Here is an 18,776-nt window from a genome sequence, read left to right on the forward strand (position 1 = left end):
CAATGAGTAAAAATACTCAGGCAATATCGCCGTTGAGATAAGCACAACGTAGCTTCAAATACTGAGGAACATTCTCTGCTTTCCATTGTGCTCCCACAATTTTCATTCTTGCACCTATTTGCTTAATCTTTGACTCTACACTTCCAGAACCGATGCAAATCCCTTGTGATTGATAGAGTTCGTAATTGGGTATTCTTTCTCGATGTTTATCGACATATTTGGTGAAATTTATAGCCTGTTTCTTTTTGCATCCCTCTAATTCCTCTAAAACTCTTTTCACCTCTCCTTTCCATAAATTCTCTTTGATTCTATTCAGACGCTGGTTTGACCCGCCTATTTTATTCATATTCTCTACTAAATGATACCAATCCAATATTTCTCTCCTTTTAACACCGATTTTCTCCATCAGATTCCACACCCCATCATGACCATCTCCTAAACAGGTGACTACCTCTGTTAAGGGCTGACGGTTCACCCATTCCAGTAATTCTTCATTTTGCTGAAAAAATCCCGCACATTCTTGACCATGCAGACTTACTGCTTTGTAATCTCGACCTTGACTCGGTTGTCCTTTGGGCGTTCTGATTCTGACTTTTCCGACCTCTACACTCAATGCTTCTACCGGACTCTTTGCTTCTGCTTCCTCAAATTTATATCTTTGTACAAGCCTCTGTTGACTACTGCCTGAAACTGCCATTCCTGTCGCCATTTTGATATCTTTTTCCGCATCTTCAAAAGAGACTTTAGCCACTGCTCCTAAGCAACATTTCTCCAGCATGGGACTTAATCGATTATTCTTGCTTAATCCTAGTTTATCGGCTTGTTTCTCGCTTATCTTGACTTTCCCTATGATACTGCTTACGCTTTTGGTTCGCCCTGCTTGGGTTCCTGTTGCTGATTCAAAAAAAAATTGCCTATGGCAGGACCCAATGTAGTCAGCCAATGGTCTCGCAGGGCGGTTTCAATGCCCTCAAAGCTACGTAGTTGTTCTTCTGGGGTATTATCGACTAGAATTTGAGCAATGGCTTTTAAATGTTGATCTAGTTGTTCTTTTTGGTCTGTATTCATGATTAGAACTCTTGCAAATTAATTATATGTTATAATGATGAGTTAACTAATTTTCCCCAAGAAAATAGTTAATCAGTACATTCGTCCTGAATGAAAACTTGAAGTTTAACTGGCTCTTCGGGAATTGTTATGCAAATAATTAACTTAAAATAAAATTCGATGAGAGTACCTAAGCTCAAAAGTAGCTGAAATCCATACAGGGAAGGACTTAAGGCACAAACAGGTTAATGCCAAAAGATAGACAATTGAGTTAAGATTTGATATAATAGCCAAAAACGAGATTATTTTACTTATGATACTTGACAAATTTTTGAACCTACAAGGAACCTGTATTCAAGGCTATCGACACCTAGAAAATATCGGTATAGTTTGACCAGTCGAATCGAAAAATCAAAAAGCAGCCTGTCCTCGTTGTGGGTTAGAGAGCGATAAACTTCACCAAAATCATCGACATTTAGTCAAAGATTTACCGCTCTCAGGTCAACCAGTGTACCTACAAGTTAATCGTCGTCAATTTAAGTGCGGTAATTGTCAGAAACCCTTTAGCGAAGAGTTAGATTTTGTCGCCAAGAAACGAACCTATACGAAAAGACTAGCCGAGAATATACTCGAACAATTAAAAGAAGGAGATATTTTAAATGTTAGCCGAAGAAATGACGTAACGGAAGAAGAGATTCAAAGAATGATAGAGGACATAGCTGAAGAAATTACAGAGACAGACCTATCGAAATTAAAAAGACTAGGAATTGATGAAATCGCTCTAGTCAAAGGACAAAAAAATTACTGTGCGGTTTTAGTAAATTTAGATACGGGAAAACTAATAGCTATTCTAGAGAAGCGAACACAAGAAGAATTGAGGGAAACGCTTACGGGGTGGGGAAAAGAGGTGTTAGAGCAAATTGAAGAAGTCAGCATAGACCTTTGGTTGCCCTATAAAAATTTGGTGAAAGAATTGATGCCATCGGCCGAGGTAGTCGCCGATAGATTCCATGTAATGAAACAAATTAATCAAGAGTTAGACGAACAAAGAAAAGCAGAAAAAAGAGCCGTAGAAGCGCAGAGAAATAAAAAACAGAAAGCGGAAAAAGAAGCGAAGCTAGAAGTTTTAAAGCGAAGTAAATATAGCTTGTTAAAAAATGAAAAAGATTTAACGGAAACCCAAAAAATCAAACTAGAAGCTATCAAAGAAAATTTCCCAAATTTGAAAAAGATGCACGAGTTAAAGGAAGAATTTAGAAAGATTTATGAAACCTCAGAGAATCCGACAGAAGGACTGCTATCCATCTCGGACTGGTTGGCAAAATCCTCCAGTGTTTTTACCAAGAGTTGTCAAACAATCCGAAACTGGTTTGGAGAAATCATTAGTTATTTCGAGCGAAGGACAACTAATGGGGTGGTCGAGGGAATCAACAATAAACTTAAACTAATAAAACGGAGAGGCTATGGCTTTAGAAACTTTCGGAATTTTTGGGTTAGAAGTATGTTGTCTTGGCATCTTGTCTGTTGATTTAGCATAAAGGGTAACGAAGAGCCTAAATTCTTTTCTTCTCTTACCCAGACATATTGATTAATCAGTCCTAAAGGTATTCCTTGCGGTGACACTCCTAAGGTGGTATGAACTTTGAGACCAAAGGATTTTTTATAATCTAGATAACCCATTCCTTTTTTGGCTTTTTGCGTCGTAAAGTCTAAACTTGTTGTGTCTTGCACTGCCAAAACTATTGGATGTTCTTTGATTCTTTCTACTGTACTTTTGGCTTGGGCGGCAATTATATCTGAGGGGTGAAAATAGGGGGAATTCCAAAAGTCGTAGGTGGCACTCGCTGCGGCTAGATTTCCCGAAGCTTGTGGTACACTTGTACTAGGTTGGCTGGCCAAGTTTTCTACGATACTGATTAACCTTTTCTTTCTTCTGATGTCCCCTAGGTCTGCATACTGTAATTCTTGGGCTGCCCATTTCTCCATTTTTTTGCTTACCTCCACCTTAATTCCTTGGCTCTTCTGGTTTCTGTGTGGAAACGAAGCCTATACTGATAGTTTCTTCGGCAAAATAGTCGTAAAAGTCTTTCTCCGTCAACATTTCACGATTCCATAAGCAAAAATTATCACACAAAGTCGAGAAGAGCCATTCCTTCTTTCAAAACTATACCTATCAATCGTTTCCCCTTTTTTTAAGTTTCTTCTCTTTTTGTTAAGAAAGATCTGACTAATGGATAGCTTAATAAGGGGGGTGCCGATCCCCCCTGACCCCCTTGATAAGGGGGGTGCCGATCCCCCCTTAGTCCCCCCTTAATAAGGGGGGCATCTGATAATTTTTAACGCCTACCTACTGCCAAGATTTAATTCTATGCTAACACGCTGCTCGAAATTATCTTTTCTCTTGGGGACCTGTTCCCTATTTCTCTGGGTAAACCATCCCGTCACCCTCGCAACCCCCATCAGTCAAGACAATTCCCCCCCTTCCCAGTTTATCTGTCCAGCAGACTTAGCCACCGAGATCGATCGCATTTTGTCCCGCCCCGATTATCAAGGCGCTTACTGGGGAATTTTAGTAAAATCCCTTAATTCTCAGGAAAATCTCTATAGTCTCCACGAAAATAACTTTTTTACTCCCGCTTCTACTGCGAAATTATTAACCACTGCCGCCGCTTTTAGCAAATTTAACCGCGATTATCGTCTGAAAACCCCCATTTTAGCCCAAGGCAACCCCCCCGATTTAGAAACTTTAACCTTAGTCGGGAGGGGAGATGCCACCATAACCACAGAAAAGTTAGAAAAATTGGCAGAAAAGTTAAAAGCAGGGGGAATTAACTCAATTTATCGCTTAATTGTCGTTGCTAGTCCTTTTGTCGTCTCCGATAGTCAAAAAACTTGGGAATGGGAAGATGTCTTTTTTGACTATGCAGTTAGTGCTTCTAGCTTGGTTTTAAACGAAAATTCCGTCAATTTAAGGCTTTTACCGCGACAATTGGGGCAAAGCTTAGATTTACAATGGTCTGATCCCATTGCCGCTAAACAATGGCTAATTGAGAATCAAACCAGCACGGCAGCGCAAGGAAGCCCGAATAATCTGGCAATTAAGGGCAATTTAGCCAATAATCGCCTGATTATCACTGGTTCTCTGGCTATTGATAGTCAAGATGATTTTAATTTAGCTATTCCCCAACCCTCGGAGTATTTCCTCGATCGCTGGCGTAATATCCTCGAAAAAACGGGAATTACCGTTAAAACCGCCGAAATTAGCTCAGAAATTCTCGGCGATGAAATCACAAATTTAGAATCAGAACCCCTAGCATATTTGGTGGAAAAAGTCAATAAAAATAGCGATAATTTACTAGCCGAAACCCTACTACAAATGCTCGGCGGTGTCTCGGGATTGCAAGAAACTTTAACAAAACTGGGAATTAACAGCGATAGTTATAAAATCGGCGATGGTTCGGGGCTATCACGACAAAACCTGATTAAACCCAATACTTTAGGTCAAATATTACAACTAATGGCAGAAAATCCTGATTATCGTCGTTCTTTAGCTATTGGCGGCATTGATGGCACTTTAACCAATAGATTTCGCCAGACTCCCCTAGAAGGACGATTACAGGCAAAAACCGGGACTTTAACCGGAGTTATCGCTCTCGCCGGTTATCTAGAAACCGCCGACAATCAACCCCTAATCTTTAGCATAACCGTCAATAACAGCGATAAACCCGCCAATACTCTCAGAAACGGCATCGATGAGGTGATTTTGCTCTTAGGACAGTTAAAACGCTGTTAATATTTAGGAGACAGGAGGCAGGAGGCAGGAGACAGGAGGCAAAAGGCAGCTTTGTTCTCCCCAACACCCCAACTTCCCCAACACCCCAACCCGCAACTAATTCGATCGAGCCATTTAATCACAGAAGACTGTATACTTTTGTAAAAATTGCTTCTAGCTGACCTGTAGATTAATCGAGGGAGTTATTGATATATGTATATAGTTCAGGTTGCCTCCGAGTGCGCCCCGGTGATTAAAGCTGGGGGATTGGGGGATGTGGTATATGGATTGAGTCGAGAATTAGAAATTCGCGGTCATTGCGTGGAGCTAATCCTACCCATGTATGATTGTATGCGCTACGACCAAATTTGGGGCTTACACGAGGCTTATCGGGACCTGTGGGTGCCTTGGTACGGTGGCGCAATTCACTGTAACGTTTTTTGTGGTTGGGTACACGGGCGCTTGTGTTTCTTTATTCAACCCAATTCGGGGGATAATTTCTTTAATCGCGGTACTTACTACGGTTGTAAGGACGATAATATGCGTTTTGCCTTCTTCTCTAAAGCCGCTTTAGAATTTTTGCTCAGAAGTAATAAACGTCCCGATATAATTCATTGTCACGACTGGCAAACGGGTTTAATTCCGCCCTTACTTTTTGAAATTTATAAATATCATGGTATGGGCAATCAGCGCGTTCTTTACACCATCCATAACTTTAAACATCAAGGATTTGGTGGTGCAGAAATTCTCTGGGCAACAGGATTAAATAACGATTCTTATTACTTTAGCTATGCCCGAATGCGCGATAACTTCAATCCTTTTGTGATTAATTTTATGAAAGGTGGTATCGTCTTTTCCAACTATTTCAATACCGTCTCACCTCACCATGCTTGGGAAGCACACCACACCGATGTTAGTTACGGTTTAGGCCATACAATTCACCAGCATCAACACAAATTTACTGGCATTCTCAACGGTTTAGATTACAATATCTGGAACCCAGAAGTAGATAAGTTTATTCCTGCACCCTACGGTATTGATAACTTCTCCGAGAAGGCACGCAATAAGAAGGCACTGCGAGAAAGACTCTGGTTAAGAGATGAACCAGAAAAACCCTTAATTTGTTATGTCGGTCGTTTAGATGACCAAAAAGGCGTACATTTAGTTCACCATGCCATGTATTATGCCTTAGCTCGCGGGGCGCAATTTGTCCTCTTAGGTTCCGCCACCGAATCGTTAATTAATAACTGGTTCTGGCATGAGAAAAATCACCTAAATAATAACCCTGATGTCCATATTGAATTGGGCTTTAATGAGGAATTATCTCACCTCATTTATGCGGGGGCCGATATGATTGTGGTTCCCAGTAATTTTGAACCCTGCGGACTGACACAAGTAATCAGCTTAAAATATGGAACCGTTCCCATTGTCCGGGGAGTTGGTGGTTTAGTTAATACGGTTTTTGATCGTGATTATGATACCTATCACAAACCGGAAGAACGCAATGGTTTTGTCTTTTTTGATCCCGATAATAATGCCCTAGAATCAGCCATGTCCCGGGCATTAGAATTGTGGTACACTCAACCGGAAGAATTCCAAAAATTAGCGATTCAAGGCATGGAATGCGATTACTCTTGGAATCGCCCTGGGGAAGAATACGTTGCCCTCTATGAAATGATTCGCCACAAATAAACTGCATCTTGTCCCTAGCAATTCCCTGGCAATTATCAACAGAAATTCGAGGAATAGATTTGTTGAAATTACCGGGGAATTGCTTTAGTTTTGACCGACTCTTAACCCCACCAACAAACTTTTTGCCGCAAACCCTACTTAGTAGAGCAGAAATGTTAACTTTGCTTGGTATTCTTGGGTGAGGGGATGACTAACTCCCAAAATCTGAAATATGGCTAACATGGCTTTTCTTGCCCCATCCTGACGATATTTTCTACTTTCTTCCACCAGACTGATCAGTTTATCTAAAGCGGCGGCATAATCTTCTTTTAAAGCGAAATTAATCCCAGTAAAAAATATCGGATCGAGGGGATTATTTTCTGGTTTTAACTGTTGAAATTCTAGGAGAGTTTTCCAACCTTTGATAACAGGATTTTCCTCTTTAATAGCACTGATTAATCGATAGGCATCTGACCATTTTTCCAGACGCATGAGAAATTTTACCGCCATAATAATTAATCGCGGTTCGTTGGGATATTTAGGGAAAAGACGATCAAATAATTGTTTAGCTGCGGGCAAATTATCGAGGGCGATCGCTTCTTTGATTTCTGCTAATCCTGTTTCTAATTCCGATTGTAAATCGAGACGGGAAAATAAGTCTCTAATTTGTTCTTCTGGCAAAGCACCGACAAAACAGGGTAACACTTCTCCCTTGCTGACAATTCGCACATCTGGAACTCCTTCTACATCGTATTGTTCGGCCAATTCGGGACTTTTATCTATATCTATTTTTGCCAGGATAAAATTATATTCACTTGCCAGTTTTTCCAGCATCGGTTTTACCAATTTACAGGGTCCACACCACAGGGCATAAAAGTCTAAAATCACTGTATTTATATAGGACTTCTCGATCACTTCACTGTCAAAATTTGTCCCATCTACCTCGATAGAATATCCCATCTATTTCTCCTCTAATAACTTATTTTTCAGCTAGTTTTGTCTCACTTACCTCTTTTACCCAAAGGGCTAATCCTCCCCCTCGTCCCCGGGCTGCTATCATTGTTTCTGTGATCATAAAATAGGCAAAAAATGCCTGTTTTTTGATGCTTTCCTGATAAAAATTAGCTTCGCTTACCTGGCCATTTCTAATAAAACCTGAATAGAGAGAGCGATTAAATAGGGTTAAGTTGAGCCGGGTAAAATCAAAGGCGAGAAGACGGGTTTTAGGAAAAAACTTAACCGGACCGCTTACGGATAGTTTTACTGCCCCTAAAACTATCTGATTGCTGACGCTTCCAGAGATAAATTCTCCCGGTTCTAAACTCTCATTTCTTTGGTAAGAGATGGTAATTTTTAACCAGGATGGTAGATAGCGACCCTTACCCAAAACAATCCCCGCTCTCTTTTTCGCTTTTTGAGTTCCCGTGATCAAGTATAATCGCCAAGTACCGACTAAAGCCTCAAAAGTAAGATTTTCTTTAGTTTTTTTATTGTTTTTTTCTGTTGCTAAGAGAAATTCTAACAATTGAGATACAGGAGGGCGATTATTCTCCTCAAGTATTAGGGGTGAGTCGAGATTTATAACCATGATTTCAGACAGTGCCAAGATATTTTAGCTGAAGCTACCGAACTCGAAAAAGTGATCGATAAACCGGTTGACCTTTATTATAAGTGGACTTTTCTCTCTCCGTCGCTATGGGGAAAATATTTTCCGCTAACCAGGGGGTTTGATGTTGCCGAACAAAATGGGGATGTGCTTGAAATCTCTCCGTCATTTCCAGGGCGATCGATTCCACATCCGACTGTAAAAAAACCCAGCCTCCAGATACCATATATTTAGCCAAAGCTATGACTAATTCCGGCTGCACAACCCGACGCTTACTGTGACGCTGTTTAAACCAAGGATCGGGAAATTGAATCGACACCCGAAATAACTTATCTACGGGCAAAGATTGCAGTAAAATTTCTGGGGTAACATTCATATTGCCAAAAACAAAAGCGAGATTTTTTAATCCTAACCTTTCCCGTTCCTGATTCGCTTCAATTACCAAAGGTTGACGAATTTCAATCCCCAAAAAATTAATTTCTGGATATACTTGGGCCATTTGTAACAAAAATTTACCCCGCGCACAACCAATATCAAGATGGAGAGGTTGCGTCATATCCTGATAAACTTGATTCCAATCGGGGGGAGCGATCGGATGGCGATATTTATGACTTAAGGGATTGACGTGCTGACGAACGCGAACTTTAGCCAAAGATATTTTCTCCTCATTTCTCCTCGATCGATCTAGTTTACCGATATTTAGCCCAATTGCGTGCGATGAATTTCCGTTTCGCCATTCTCAGCGATCCTCATATCGCTTTACCCACAACCATTTTGAACCATTCTAATCGCTTTCATCTGGTGGAAGTGAGTATTCCCGCTTTAAAAATTGTTTTAGACCATCTGATCACCCTTAACCTCGATTTTCTGCTGATTGCTGGCGATTTAACCCAAGATGGTGAACCAGAAAATCATCGTTGGTTAGCCGATTGTTTAGCCACTTTACCCTTTCCCGTCTATGTGGTGCCGGGTAATCATGATGTTTTGAGTTTAACCGCAACAGAAAACCAGATCGGTTTAGGAGATTTTCCCTTTTATTATCAACAATTTGGTTACAGCGATCCAGAACAAATATACTACCAAAAAGAAATTTTACCCGGAGTGCAATTAATCGGTCTTAATTCTAATCAATTTGATGAGCAAGGTAAACAAATTGGCAGTTTAGATGCAGAACAATTGCATTGGTTAAAACAGATTTTACCAGCGCTAAAAAACGATCTAGTGATGGTGATGATCCATCATAATGTTATCGAGCATTTACCCGGACAAAGCAATCATGAATTAGGTAAACGCTATATGTTGGCTAATGCGGGAGAACTGCTCGATATACTAGAGGAAAACGGCGTAAAATTGTTGATTACCGGCCATCTCCATGTGCAGGATCTGGCTTTTGCCAGAGGTATCTATGAAATTACCACCGGTTCCCTCGTCAGTTATCCCCATCCCTACCGGGTGTTAGAATATTGCGAAAACACGGTTGAATTAGCCATAAAATCTTTTCATCTGCAAAATATACCCGGATGGGAGAATTTACCCGCTATTTCTCGGCAATGGTTAGGCGATCGCTCTTATCCTTTTATGATGCGTTTATTAACCTGCCATCCCCTCAATCTTCCCGTGAGTCTAGCGGAGGAATTAGCCCCGAAATTACGCAATTTTTGGGCAGATGTGGCCCAAGGTGACACAATCTTCGATTTTAGCGATTTTCCGCCCCTAGCACGCCGTTATTTCTACGCTTTCAGTGCCGTCGATCCCCTCGGTAATCCTCATTTTATCGACAATCAAGCCGTAATTAGTTTCAAGCATCAGTTTAGTTATCAGCGCTCAAACTTTCTGCTGGAGATGGGAGAATAGCTGCAACAAACAATTAACTATAGCTTATAGTTATGGTACGAGGCCGCTATCTTGGCAGAAAATATCAAAAAAAAATCAATAAAAATAAATGGAAGCACTTAAAAAGGAATTAAAAAAAATCGGTTCTCTTGCCCTCTTTTTTTTCTTGGCTTTCGGTTATATTCTTCTGATCATGAAATTATTTCTGGAAGAGTATTCGATTACCACCTACGTGTTGGGTAAAGCGATCGTAGGAGCGATCCTTGCGGCAAAAACCGTGGCCATTCTCGACGCAGCCATGAAGCTAGAATGGTTAGAAAATCGTCCCCGTTACGTTAGTGTTCTATATCGAACCTTTGTTTATACCCTAGCAGCACTGATTCTCGGCTCGATCGAGGGTTTTCTGGAAGCTTATCGGGTAACGCGGGTGATTTCGGAGGCAATGGCCAAATTTTGGCAAAGGGAAAGTTTCTCTCAAATCCTTGCGGTTACTCTCTGTCTGGCAGTGGTTTTTTGTCTCCACAATCTCTGGCAAGAAATCGATCGCTATTGGGGTAAAGGCAAATTGAGAAAATTTTTTCTCGATCGCTCCTAGAGTAGAGCAGTTATCTTAATAGTGAAGTTTTCCTTTTGGGGAGTCGGGAGACTCCGAGACAGGAGACAGTCTTGAATCAGTTATCAGATCTGAGTTTTCAGTTCACTGATTACTGATTACTGTTCACTGTTCACTGAAAATACACCCCACACCCCACTTAAGAAGTATGTACGATCGCCCTATCTTTCGCGGGCAACCCCTGCTAGGATAAAATACGGGTGAAAAATTGCTAATCCAAGGAGTACAGACGTGATTGAACCTTTAGTGCTAGGGATTGTCCTAGGCTTAATTCCCATTACCCTAGCGGGTTTGTTCGTTGCCGCCTATTTACAGTACAAACGGGGCAATCAATTCGGCTTAGACTAAATCTATCACGCCAATCCCCCGAATTGAGAAAATCTCCCGTCAAGCTAGGCACTAGACGGGAGATTTTCAACAGGACAAATTTGCCGCTTAACAGATTGTGGCTGCCGGCGTTGCCATCCCCGCAAAACTTATCTGTCTTACTGGGAGAGCGATCGCCTAAAACCAAGAGCTACACGGCTGTTAAACTAGGAAAACGAATAACGGTTTCCGTGTATTCGGGAACCCATCCGGCGGTAGTGGTGAAGTAACGCACTGCTTTAACTCGTTTACTGGCAGTGAGGTGAAACCAGTGTTCGCTATGGGCGGGAACATTGATATATTCTTGAGGTTGAATAGTTAATTCCCCCTGAGAACCATCGGCAAAGACAAAGCCAAAAACCCCCTCCCCATCAATGATATAACGCACCTCATCGTCAGCGTGGGTGTGACAGCGCTCGAATTTGGCCAGTAAAGTGTCGAGATTGGGAATTTCAGGGTGTAAAACGATTAAATCTCTAGCTTGATAACCCGCTTCTTGCTTTAGTTGCTCAAAATAACCGTCTAAGCTGGTTAAAACTATTTCTTTTTCTTCGTCAGTGAGAGAAGCTTGTTTAAGTAGCTGACGGGTGGCCTCGTTTTCGATCGGCCAATAGTTTAAAGTAACATTTAATTTGGCCAATTCCAGACTAATATCGGCTAACTGGGTATAGGTTGTCCCATTCTCTAAGCATAGTATCGCCATTAGTTATCATCCTCAAGATTACTTTTTCCATTTTAAAGTTTTCCGGGGGCAGGCCGCTCGATTTTTTACCCCTCGAGCCCTTGCCAGTTCCTAGGATTTTCTGCTCAAAAATGCTATTATGGTCTATATCTGGGGAATTAGCTCAGTTGGTAGAGCGCTGCGATCGCACCGCAGAGGTCAGGGATTCGAGTTCCCTATTCTCCATTTTCCAGAGATATTAACCGCTTTTCAAGGTTCAAGAAAGATTATGAACCAGTCTCAACTTCCCAAAAAGGCGTTACTTTTATTTCTGGGGAGAATAGCAGAGGATTACTGACAGAAAAGCTAAAAGATTTGACTTGTGGTGGTAATTTTCCTTGAAAAAATGCCATTAATTCCTGATCATTTCTCGGTAAATGACTAAGGATAACTCCATTAGCTGAATTATCTTGAACAAAGCGAAAATTGGCTTGAGTTCCATCGAGATAATTAACGTTAATTATCACGGGAGGGATTCTAAAGAGTTGTTTGACTATTTTACCCAACCAAGAATATTCAAATTTAACTTGAACACGAGTAATCCCACTATTACGAGTAGGTAATTCATAGACTTGATCCCAAGTAACATTAGTAGTCTCTCCTAGAGGGGTTGGAATGCAACGACTGACTTTTTGTTTTTCTAGAAGATAAAAGTTGGTTTTGATTGCGGGGACTTGGAAGGGCGAATTTACCGAGTCAAGTTGATAATTACAAACCACATAGGAAAAGGCTTTAGGTTCATCAAAAAAAGGATGTCTGCCATCAATAGCTTGAAAGTGATAAATCAGATAATCTCTGGGAGATTGAGATAAGCTTTGATAATTTAGTTCATCCAGTTTTTCTGTATAAGCACCATAAGATTGAATAATCGGCCGCGGTTTCCAATTAAGCTGATTGCCCGGAATAAGTGAAAATTCCCAGGGAATTATATCAATAGTTTTGCCTTGCACTTTTTCCAGCACAGAATCGGGTATTTTGGTAGCGGTAGCAATGACTTGTAAATTTTGAGTTGTACTCCTTTCACCTCGCATTTTTAATTCTCTGGGATTAAGGATAGAGGAAATGACAACCCCAATATTATTAGCCACCCTATCGGGACTGAAATTACTCCACTGGCGAGCATTTTCCAATATAGTCCAATTAGGACTAGAGGTGATAATAATACATCCCAAAAAAATTATTCCCCAAGCACAATAAGCAATTTTCTTAAACCGAGATTTTTTAATAATTGTTGTATAGAGAGAAGCTAAGAGAATAACCACAAGTGTAAAAACAACAACGTGAGCATCTTGCCGAACAAATCCATGCTTAAATGATAAAAATATGGGAAAAATATAGGCAATAGCCAGACTAATTTTTTGGTCTATAATTGCCAGAGACATTAAAAGCAAACTTAAGGCAAAGCAGAGCAAAGCAATTAGTAAACGCGGGTAATTTCCTACAATACTCATCGCACTGGAATAACCAGAAGAAATTTGCCAAGAATTGCTCAAATATTCCATGAGAGAGGGAAAATTATCTAGATTAATTGTTTGGATAAGAAGTAACCCATAAAGCCCATAAAATACTAACAGAGGTAAGAAGTTAAGTAAGTGGTTATGATTAAATAGAAGATAGATTCTGCCTTTGATACCCCTTGCCTCTCTTAATAAGGGGGGTGCCGATAGGCGGGCAGATCTGACGATAAACCAGAGAGTTAAAGCCACTCCTCCGGCAATGCAAAAATTAACTATAATGTGAATAAAGGCTCGGTTAGAGGCAGCTGGATAGAGAAAAATAAAGGCAATGGAAGGAATGGTTAAAGTTAAGTTAATACCAGCGAGAACATTTTTTATAACTATCGATGGTGACTTCTGAAAATATCCCCGAACAATATTAACGATTATGTAGATAAACAGGCTGCCTGCTAGATAAATTCCTAGAGTTAGTTTCGTGAGTATAGAGAACCCAGTGATTATGCCAATAGCCATAGCTAAATAATTGATATACTTTTGAAAAAAGTTATCAAAAGACATGAGTATCAGGAGGATAAATATTATCTGATAATCAACAGTAAAGCCGACACTGTTGTAGGGATTTCCTACTAGAGTAGCAAAAATAATTGACAGCACAAAAACTATTTGATTGCTATAGCTTTTAATAAATAATAATCTGAGAATAACCACCGCTAATAGACAAAGGTGTATCAACCAGCGAAAATAGATAATTTGGGAAAAGTTGTAATTTAAAGATGTGCCATGAATCAGATAGCCTAGGGGTCCATAGGTGAAGATAATATCTTGACCAAAAATTAACTGTTTATGGGCAGCATCACTAATAGCAAAAGCCCAAGAAGGATCTAAACCAATTTCTAGCCAATCAATAATAGGCAAATTTGCCAGAAAAAAGTAGGCAGTAATGATAATTAGTATTCCTTTGACTAATACAGGTGAATCGAGAGATTTTTTCTGCATAATTTTTGAGTTAAAAAATTCCTTTTAATTCCTTCTCGTGATTATAAATCCAATCAAAAATATCTTGGATTAATTTTCTACCGTCTCGCTGGGGTTGCCATCCAGTTATAGAACTGATTTTGCGGGAATCAGTGATAAAAATTGGCATATCTCCGGTGCGATTTTCGGGAATTGCCTCAATCATTATACTATTGCCCGTGATTTCTTGACATAGTTTGGTGGTTTCGCAAAGAGACAAGGAAAAATCTTGCCCACCCCCCACATTAAAAGTCTGCCCTTTGAATTGTTCTAAATTAGCAATCTGAATATCGATTAAATCAAGTAAATCAGCTACATGAAGAAAATCTCTAACCTGTTTCCCCGTACCCCCATAACCGATATATTTTAAGGACTTCTGAAAGTAATGATTAGCCACCCAAAGGGCAAAAACTCCCTGATCAACTTTTCCCATTTGCCAAGGACCGGTTAAAACTCCACAGCGATTAATTAAAGTTCTTAATCCGTAGGCATCCCCATATTCATTAATAATCAATTCCGATGCTAACTTAGTGGAACCGTAGAGAGAACGGGGCAAATCTAGGGGAAATTGTTCACTAATACCAAAAGCAGAAACCCCGGGTAAATTTTGCTGTTCAGATAACTGAAAACGAGTATCTGTTTCTGTATAGTTTAATTGATTAAGATAGGCGATGGGATAAACTCTGCTGGTGGAGAGAAAAATAAAATCTGCTTGGGTTTGTCTAGCTAATTCTAAACAGTTAATCGTTCCAATTAAGTTTGTTTGCAAAACGTAGCCTGGGGAAGTATAACCAGCTAAAACCGAAGGTTCTGCCGAACATTCTAGGATTAAATCCACTGGCAAAGCGGATGCTTCTAAGTCTTCCGCATTTCTGACATCTCCATGAACAAATTCAATTCCTGCTTGTTTGAGACGGGGAATATTTAACTCGGAACCGCGACGTTTTAAGTTATCTAAGGCGATAATTTTCCAATCGGGATAACGTTGGGCTAATCCTAAACCTAAAGAACTACCTACAAAACCCGCACCACCAGTAATTAACACTTGTCTAGTCATAATTGTACAATCTTGATTAGTATTTGTCGGTTACTTTGAATCACTGTATTGTCAGTAATTATCTAGGTTTGGTGGCTTTGACAAATAGCTGCCCACCCAAGAAATTCCAGAAAATAGGGAATTTTAAATAAATTTTGAGTAAGGTGGGTGAAGCGGGTCTTCCTTTCGTAGAAAATGGTAGAAAACGAGGAATTAAAGTATCGATTCTAAAACCAATTGTTTCCAATAACTCCTTTAAAGAAAGGTGAGTTATTGGTAGTTTATGATCAATAAAATCATAGTATTCTTTATAAGAATACTTAAAATTAGGTTGAATCACTAGAAGTGATCCGCCCGGTGTTAAAATGTCATAACAAAATCCCAAAACTTCGATTAATTCTTCCGCACTATTTAAATGCTCGAAAAAGTTGGAGATAAAAATTTTATCAAATCTTATATCAAGTTTTTGCTGCTCATTAATACTGAGAATATTGAGATTCAATACCGTTACATCAGGATTAGCAAAAACTTTTGCATCAGAATTAAGATCGATTAAGTATTTATTTTTAGAACGAATTTGATTAATAAATTCACAGTAACCTCCACCAATATCTAAAACTGTATCATTGACAGTAACATAATTTTGTAAAAAATTATTAACCAAAACTTTCCAAAGAGCTAATTTTGCTTTTCTTTCTTGAGGATTAAAGCGACTTTCGTAAAGTTTCTTTAAGTATTCCATTTGTCGGGTTACTTGCTCGTCTAACATGGTTTTAACCTCTGAATTTATTGGTTACTTTTATCTGATTTTTTGGACAGGTTTGCGCTTATAGTCGCCTCTAGAAAGGTATTTTTCTAACCAGATAGAGAGAACTATAAATAAATAACGACTACCCATTTCCTTGAGTTTTAACTTGGAAATCCCCGTGGTACGATTGCGCCAAATGATGGGAATTGTCGTGTAGGAATATCCTCGCACGATTGCTTTTAAGGGCATCTCTACTGTTAAGTTAAAATGGTGAGACAGTAGAGGTGATATTCCTTCGATAACCTCCTTCCGATAGATTTTAAAGGCATTAGTGGTATCATTAAATTTTAGCCCAAATAAAACTTGAATGAATAGATTGGCCAAACGATTAACGAATAACTTGTGTATGGGATAATCAACAACTTTTCCTCCTTTGATAAAACGAGAACCAAAAACGCAATCGTAGCCTTCTTGGAGTTTATAATAATAGTCCACCATGTTATCGGGAGAGTCGGAATTATCTGCCATTACTACTGCCACTGCATCACCGCTAAAATTTTCTAATCCACAGCGTACCGCAAAACCAAAACCGTTAGGATAATAATTATTGATGTAGCGAATCCGATGATTTTCTTGGTTGATTTTTTGCAGAACTGCTTCGGTGTTATCTTTGCTATTGTCATTAACCACCAGGATTTCATAATTAATTTTATCCCGTTCTAAACGTTCAGATATTAAGTGAGTTGTGCTTTCGATGCAATCTTCTTCGTTGTAAGCAGGAATAACTATTGATAAGGTTTTTACTGCATAGTTATCCCTTGATTGACGTGGGTGAGAGTAACCGTCCATCTCGAAAGCTGGGGCTAATCCTTCGGGATAGTACATTTCTGTCTCATTTGTCTTATTCTTAGGTTTAAAAATTAGGCTATCACTGGCGACATAATTAATACTAGCTCCCAGTAAAACCCCAATCATTGTGTTGACTCCGGGGCTAACTCCTAGCCAGTTTAAGAATGGAAACACCAAAAAAACTCGCAGTAAAACTGCTAAACCTGCCGAGAGATGATAGAGAGGAAGTTGTATCAAAATCACATCTCTAATTGTCCAATCTCCCCCAGTCCACACCCAGATTCTATAGATAAAGAAACTAGCAATTAAAGATATTTCTATCGAAATAACATTAGCAACATTCTTCAGAAATGGGGTATTAAATCCTAAGTCGTCAATGAACCAATAAATGAAGAATAAGTTGATTAAAAATGCCACTCCCCCAGCAATGAGAAATCGAAAAATTTTATTATTGTAGATTTTAGTTAACATAAGGAACTCAACTCAATATAAATTACAGATAATTATCTCTTATTTACCGTGTCTTGTTGTGTATATATCACAACGTTTGTTAGAAAAAACGGGCTTGTCATTAGGATTATACAGGCTATTTAAATATTTTTTATCTTCTCGGTTTTCTCTTGTTTCGTTGCAAAAAACTATCGCCTCAACTTGATGATTAGCTCTTGATAACTTATAGAGAGCATTTTTTAATTCTTCCTCACTTGCTTGATTATGAATCATTAAGGCACGACGTTGACTGTAGTAAGGTATCATTGAATTCCATTGATGTCCGTAGATTAACAAAACACCATCAGAAGAAGTAATACTTTGGACTTGAGAGGCAATTTCTAAGTAATTGATACTATAAAATTTTGTTTTAGGATGCCAGAAAGCTCGATAAAATTGCAGTTGTGATAACAAAATTAAAGCTAGGAAAAACCAGCCTACAGACTGCCAAATTTTCCGTTGTTTCTCTATTAATCCCATGATGGTAAATCCAGAAGCACCGAGGAGAAAGATAGCATTAGCATAGGGATAATAGTTATGAACAAAATGCAAATTGGTAAAAATGGCAACTGTCAATATAAATAGTAAACTTAAGCCATAACTTAGTAACTTTTTTGAGGTGAAAATTGGTAATATTACTAAAGCCATAACGCTGATTATCAATCCGCCAAAAACGTCATTTAGAGTCCTAGTTAGATAATTTCTCCACTGTGACCGAGATAATTTTTGAGCGATAGTTCCAAAGTTCCAATCTCTCAAAGCTTTCGAGGTGATAAAATCTGCTGCCATGGGATTGAGTAGCTTTTGGCCATCGGTAAAGTTAACCCAAATTTTGGCTATAAGGAAGGGTATGATTATAAAAACAACGACCGGTATCAATAAATCTCTCGCTAAGTTACGAGATGACTCTTTCTTAAACCAATTAGCACCTATCCAGACAGAAGCTAAAATTAAAAATCCAGCCATAGTCGTTACTTTAGTTAGACTGGCAGCGATTCCACAAAGACAGGCTAGTAAGGCAATAATTGGCGATTTATAGCGAAAATAAACAGCAATACAGGCAAGATAAGCTAAAGAGAAAAATAGGGCGGTTGATTCAATCATGAATGTTCGCGACCAAAACAGATAAAGAGGACTGGCTAAAAATAAACTCAAAAACAGCCAACGGAAAGCTCGCGCTACTTGTAAATAAGATAGGATTACATATATAGGAATCAAACTTAAATAAAAGAAAAAAGCACTCACAAATCTACCAGTTTGATCTATCGGTGTCTGCAAAAGCTTAACTAAAATAGCCACTATTCCTTGATAGAGCGGAAACTCCAGCGGAATTGACCAAGGCACTCCTAAAACAGGGGTTTCATAGGCTAACCAAGGACTACCTTTGAGTAAATAAAAAACCGAGATGGCCGTTTGAGTTTGACGAAAGGCGTCAGCATCTATCAAAGGATTATTCCAGCCTCTGCTAATCCCCCAAAAACTATGGATTAAGCAAGCTGCAAAAATTAACAATAATATTTTCTCAGTCCATGATTTAAAAGCAAGCATATTTGA

15 protein-coding genes, 1 tRNA gene and 2 pseudogenes are annotated in these 18,776 nt (G+C 39.2%); 7 read left to right on the forward strand and 11 right to left on the reverse strand.

Annotated features, from left to right (window positions below; all coding sequences use genetic code 11):
- Positions 1–16: 16 nt before the first annotated feature.
- Positions 17–1,068, reverse strand: a protein-coding gene (locus tag ACQY1Y_RS00360; protein ID WP_420064666.1) for an ISKra4-like element ISMae18 family transposase whose coding sequence is annotated in 2 segments (ribosomal slippage) — positions 17–912 and positions 912–1,068 — 1,053 coding nt in all. Because the reading frame shifts where the segments join, the coding sequence is not laid out codon by codon here.
- Positions 1,069–1,360: 292 nt separating this feature from the next.
- On the opposite strand from ACQY1Y_RS00360, the pseudogene ACQY1Y_RS00365 reads away from it, so the two are divergent.
- Positions 1,361–2,575: pseudogene (locus ACQY1Y_RS00365) on the forward strand (ISL3 family transposase).
- A gap of 23 nt (positions 2,576–2,598) precedes the next feature.
- Here ACQY1Y_RS00365 and ACQY1Y_RS00370 read toward each other — a convergent pair.
- Positions 2,599–3,033, reverse strand: a pseudogene (locus ACQY1Y_RS00370) (IS4/Tn5 family transposase DNA-binding protein); the annotation flags it as partial.
- A gap of 382 nt (positions 3,034–3,415) precedes the next feature.
- On the opposite strand from ACQY1Y_RS00370, the gene dacB reads away from it, so the two are divergent.
- The gene (gene dacB / locus ACQY1Y_RS00375) at positions 3,416–4,840 is read left to right on the forward strand and encodes a D-alanyl-D-alanine carboxypeptidase/D-alanyl-D-alanine endopeptidase (protein ID WP_430013738.1); all 1,425 of its coding nucleotides are present in this window, start codon (positions 3,416–3,418) and stop codon (positions 4,838–4,840) included.
- Positions 4,841–5,032: 192 nt separating this feature from the next.
- On the forward strand, positions 5,033–6,511 hold the full coding sequence (gene glgA, locus ACQY1Y_RS00380) for a glycogen synthase GlgA (protein ID WP_123230000.1): 1,479 nt from the start codon (positions 5,033–5,035) through the stop codon (positions 6,509–6,511).
- Between the two features lie 138 nt (positions 6,512–6,649).
- On the opposite strand, the gene ACQY1Y_RS00385 is transcribed toward glgA, so the two are convergent.
- Genes ACQY1Y_RS00385 through trmB form a run of 3 tightly spaced genes read right to left on the reverse strand, consistent with a single transcriptional unit; the run spans position 6,650 to position 8,748 of the window.
- Positions 6,650–7,450 carry a tetratricopeptide repeat protein gene (locus ACQY1Y_RS00385; protein WP_430013739.1) on the reverse strand — a complete coding sequence of 267 codons (801 nt, stop codon included), beginning with the start codon at positions 7,448–7,450 and terminating at the stop codon, positions 6,650–6,652.
- A 19-nt stretch (positions 7,451–7,469) separates the two neighbouring features.
- Complete coding sequence (locus ACQY1Y_RS00390; protein WP_430013740.1) at positions 7,470–8,078, reverse strand: hypothetical protein; 609 nt, start codon at positions 8,076–8,078, stop codon at positions 7,470–7,472.
- Between the two features lie 34 nt (positions 8,079–8,112).
- On the reverse strand, positions 8,113–8,748 hold the full coding sequence (gene trmB, locus ACQY1Y_RS00395) for a tRNA (guanosine(46)-N7)-methyltransferase TrmB (protein WP_002777978.1): 636 nt from the start codon (positions 8,746–8,748) through the stop codon (positions 8,113–8,115).
- Positions 8,749–8,813: 65 nt separating this feature from the next.
- Here trmB and ACQY1Y_RS00400 point away from each other — a divergent pair, with 65 nt between their 5' ends.
- The 3 genes from ACQY1Y_RS00400 (at position 8,814) to petG (ending at position 10,890) form a co-directional block, all read left to right on the forward strand.
- Complete coding sequence (locus tag ACQY1Y_RS00400; RefSeq protein WP_430013741.1) at positions 8,814–9,950, forward strand: metallophosphoesterase family protein; 1,137 nt, start codon at positions 8,814–8,816, stop codon at positions 9,948–9,950.
- A gap of 88 nt (positions 9,951–10,038) precedes the next feature.
- Positions 10,039–10,524 (forward strand): hypothetical protein, encoded by a 486-nt coding sequence (locus ACQY1Y_RS00405; protein ID WP_430013742.1) that lies wholly within the window; start codon positions 10,039–10,041, stop codon positions 10,522–10,524.
- A 249-nt stretch (positions 10,525–10,773) separates the two neighbouring features.
- A complete protein-coding gene (gene petG / locus ACQY1Y_RS00410) occupies positions 10,774–10,890 on the forward strand; it encodes a cytochrome b6-f complex subunit V (protein WP_002738052.1) in 117 nt (38 codons plus the stop codon).
- A gap of 169 nt (positions 10,891–11,059) precedes the next feature.
- Here the strand turns inward: petG and ACQY1Y_RS00415 are convergent, their stop codons facing one another.
- Positions 11,060–11,611, reverse strand: coding sequence for a 1,2-dihydroxy-3-keto-5-methylthiopentene dioxygenase (locus ACQY1Y_RS00415; RefSeq protein ID WP_430013743.1), 552 nt, complete (start codon positions 11,609–11,611; stop codon positions 11,060–11,062).
- A 131-nt stretch (positions 11,612–11,742) separates the two neighbouring features.
- Here ACQY1Y_RS00415 and ACQY1Y_RS00420 point away from each other — a divergent pair.
- A tRNA-Ala gene (locus tag ACQY1Y_RS00420) sits at positions 11,743–11,815 on the forward strand.
- Between the two features lie 41 nt (positions 11,816–11,856).
- Here ACQY1Y_RS00420 and ACQY1Y_RS00425 read toward each other — a convergent pair.
- From ACQY1Y_RS00425 to ACQY1Y_RS00445, 5 genes are read right to left on the reverse strand one after another with little or no spacing between them, the layout of a single operon-like run.
- Positions 11,857–14,082: a hypothetical protein gene (locus ACQY1Y_RS00425; RefSeq protein WP_430013744.1), complete on the reverse strand. Its 2,226-nt coding sequence runs from the start codon at positions 14,080–14,082 to the stop codon at positions 11,857–11,859.
- A gap of 10 nt (positions 14,083–14,092) precedes the next feature.
- Positions 14,093–15,157 (reverse strand): NAD-dependent epimerase/dehydratase family protein, encoded by a 1,065-nt coding sequence (locus ACQY1Y_RS00430; protein WP_430013745.1) that lies wholly within the window; start codon positions 15,155–15,157, stop codon positions 14,093–14,095.
- Between the two features lie 58 nt (positions 15,158–15,215).
- On the reverse strand, positions 15,216–15,905 hold the full coding sequence (locus ACQY1Y_RS00435; protein ID WP_430013746.1) for a class I SAM-dependent methyltransferase: 690 nt from the start codon (positions 15,903–15,905) through the stop codon (positions 15,216–15,218).
- Positions 15,906–15,935: 30 nt separating this feature from the next.
- Positions 15,936–17,204: a glycosyltransferase gene (locus ACQY1Y_RS00440; protein ID WP_430013747.1), complete on the reverse strand. Its 1,269-nt coding sequence runs from the start codon at positions 17,202–17,204 to the stop codon at positions 15,936–15,938.
- Between the two features lie 39 nt (positions 17,205–17,243).
- The gene (locus ACQY1Y_RS00445) at positions 17,244–18,770 is read right to left on the reverse strand and encodes an ArnT family glycosyltransferase (protein WP_430013748.1); all 1,527 of its coding nucleotides are present in this window, start codon (positions 18,768–18,770) and stop codon (positions 17,244–17,246) included.
- Positions 18,771–18,776 lie beyond the last annotated feature (6 nt).

The sequence above is a fragment of the Microcystis ichthyoblabe FBCC-A1114 genome (assembly GCF_050500245.1).
GTDB classification, from domain to species: Bacteria; Cyanobacteriota; Cyanobacteriia; order Cyanobacteriales; family Microcystaceae; genus Microcystis; species Microcystis ichthyoblabe_A.

What these genes read in the sequence shown, in the direction of transcription:
- ACQY1Y_RS00415 (WP_430013743.1), bottom strand. Translation starts at nt 11,611, where the DNA reads ATGGCGATACTATGCTTAGAGAATGGGACAACCTATACCCAGTTAGCC.
- ACQY1Y_RS00400 (WP_430013741.1), top strand. Translation starts at nt 8,814, where the DNA reads ATGAATTTCCGTTTCGCCATTCTCAGCGATCCTCATATCGCTTTACCC.
- ACQY1Y_RS00445 (WP_430013748.1), bottom strand. Translation starts at nt 18,770, where the DNA reads ATGCTTGCTTTTAAATCATGGACTGAGAAAATATTATTGTTAATTTTT.
- ACQY1Y_RS00430 (WP_430013745.1), bottom strand. Translation starts at nt 15,157, where the DNA reads ATGACTAGACAAGTGTTAATTACTGGTGGTGCGGGTTTTGTAGGTAGT.
- ACQY1Y_RS00405 (WP_430013742.1), top strand. Translation starts at nt 10,039, where the DNA reads ATGGAAGCACTTAAAAAGGAATTAAAAAAAATCGGTTCTCTTGCCCTC.
- ACQY1Y_RS00390 (WP_430013740.1), bottom strand. Translation starts at nt 8,078, where the DNA reads ATGGTTATAAATCTCGACTCACCCCTAATACTTGAGGAGAATAATCGC.
- ACQY1Y_RS00440 (WP_430013747.1), bottom strand. Translation starts at nt 17,204, where the DNA reads ATGTTAACTAAAATCTACAATAATAAAATTTTTCGATTTCTCATTGCT.
- ACQY1Y_RS00435 (WP_430013746.1), bottom strand. Translation starts at nt 15,905, where the DNA reads ATGTTAGACGAGCAAGTAACCCGACAAATGGAATACTTAAAGAAACTT.
- ACQY1Y_RS00385 (WP_430013739.1), bottom strand. Translation starts at nt 7,450, where the DNA reads ATGGGATATTCTATCGAGGTAGATGGGACAAATTTTGACAGTGAAGTG.
- ACQY1Y_RS00425 (WP_430013744.1), bottom strand. Translation starts at nt 14,082, where the DNA reads ATGCAGAAAAAATCTCTCGATTCACCTGTATTAGTCAAAGGAATACTA.
- glgA (WP_123230000.1), top strand. Translation starts at nt 5,033, where the DNA reads ATGTATATAGTTCAGGTTGCCTCCGAGTGCGCCCCGGTGATTAAAGCT.
- dacB (WP_430013738.1), top strand. Translation starts at nt 3,416, where the DNA reads ATGCTAACACGCTGCTCGAAATTATCTTTTCTCTTGGGGACCTGTTCC.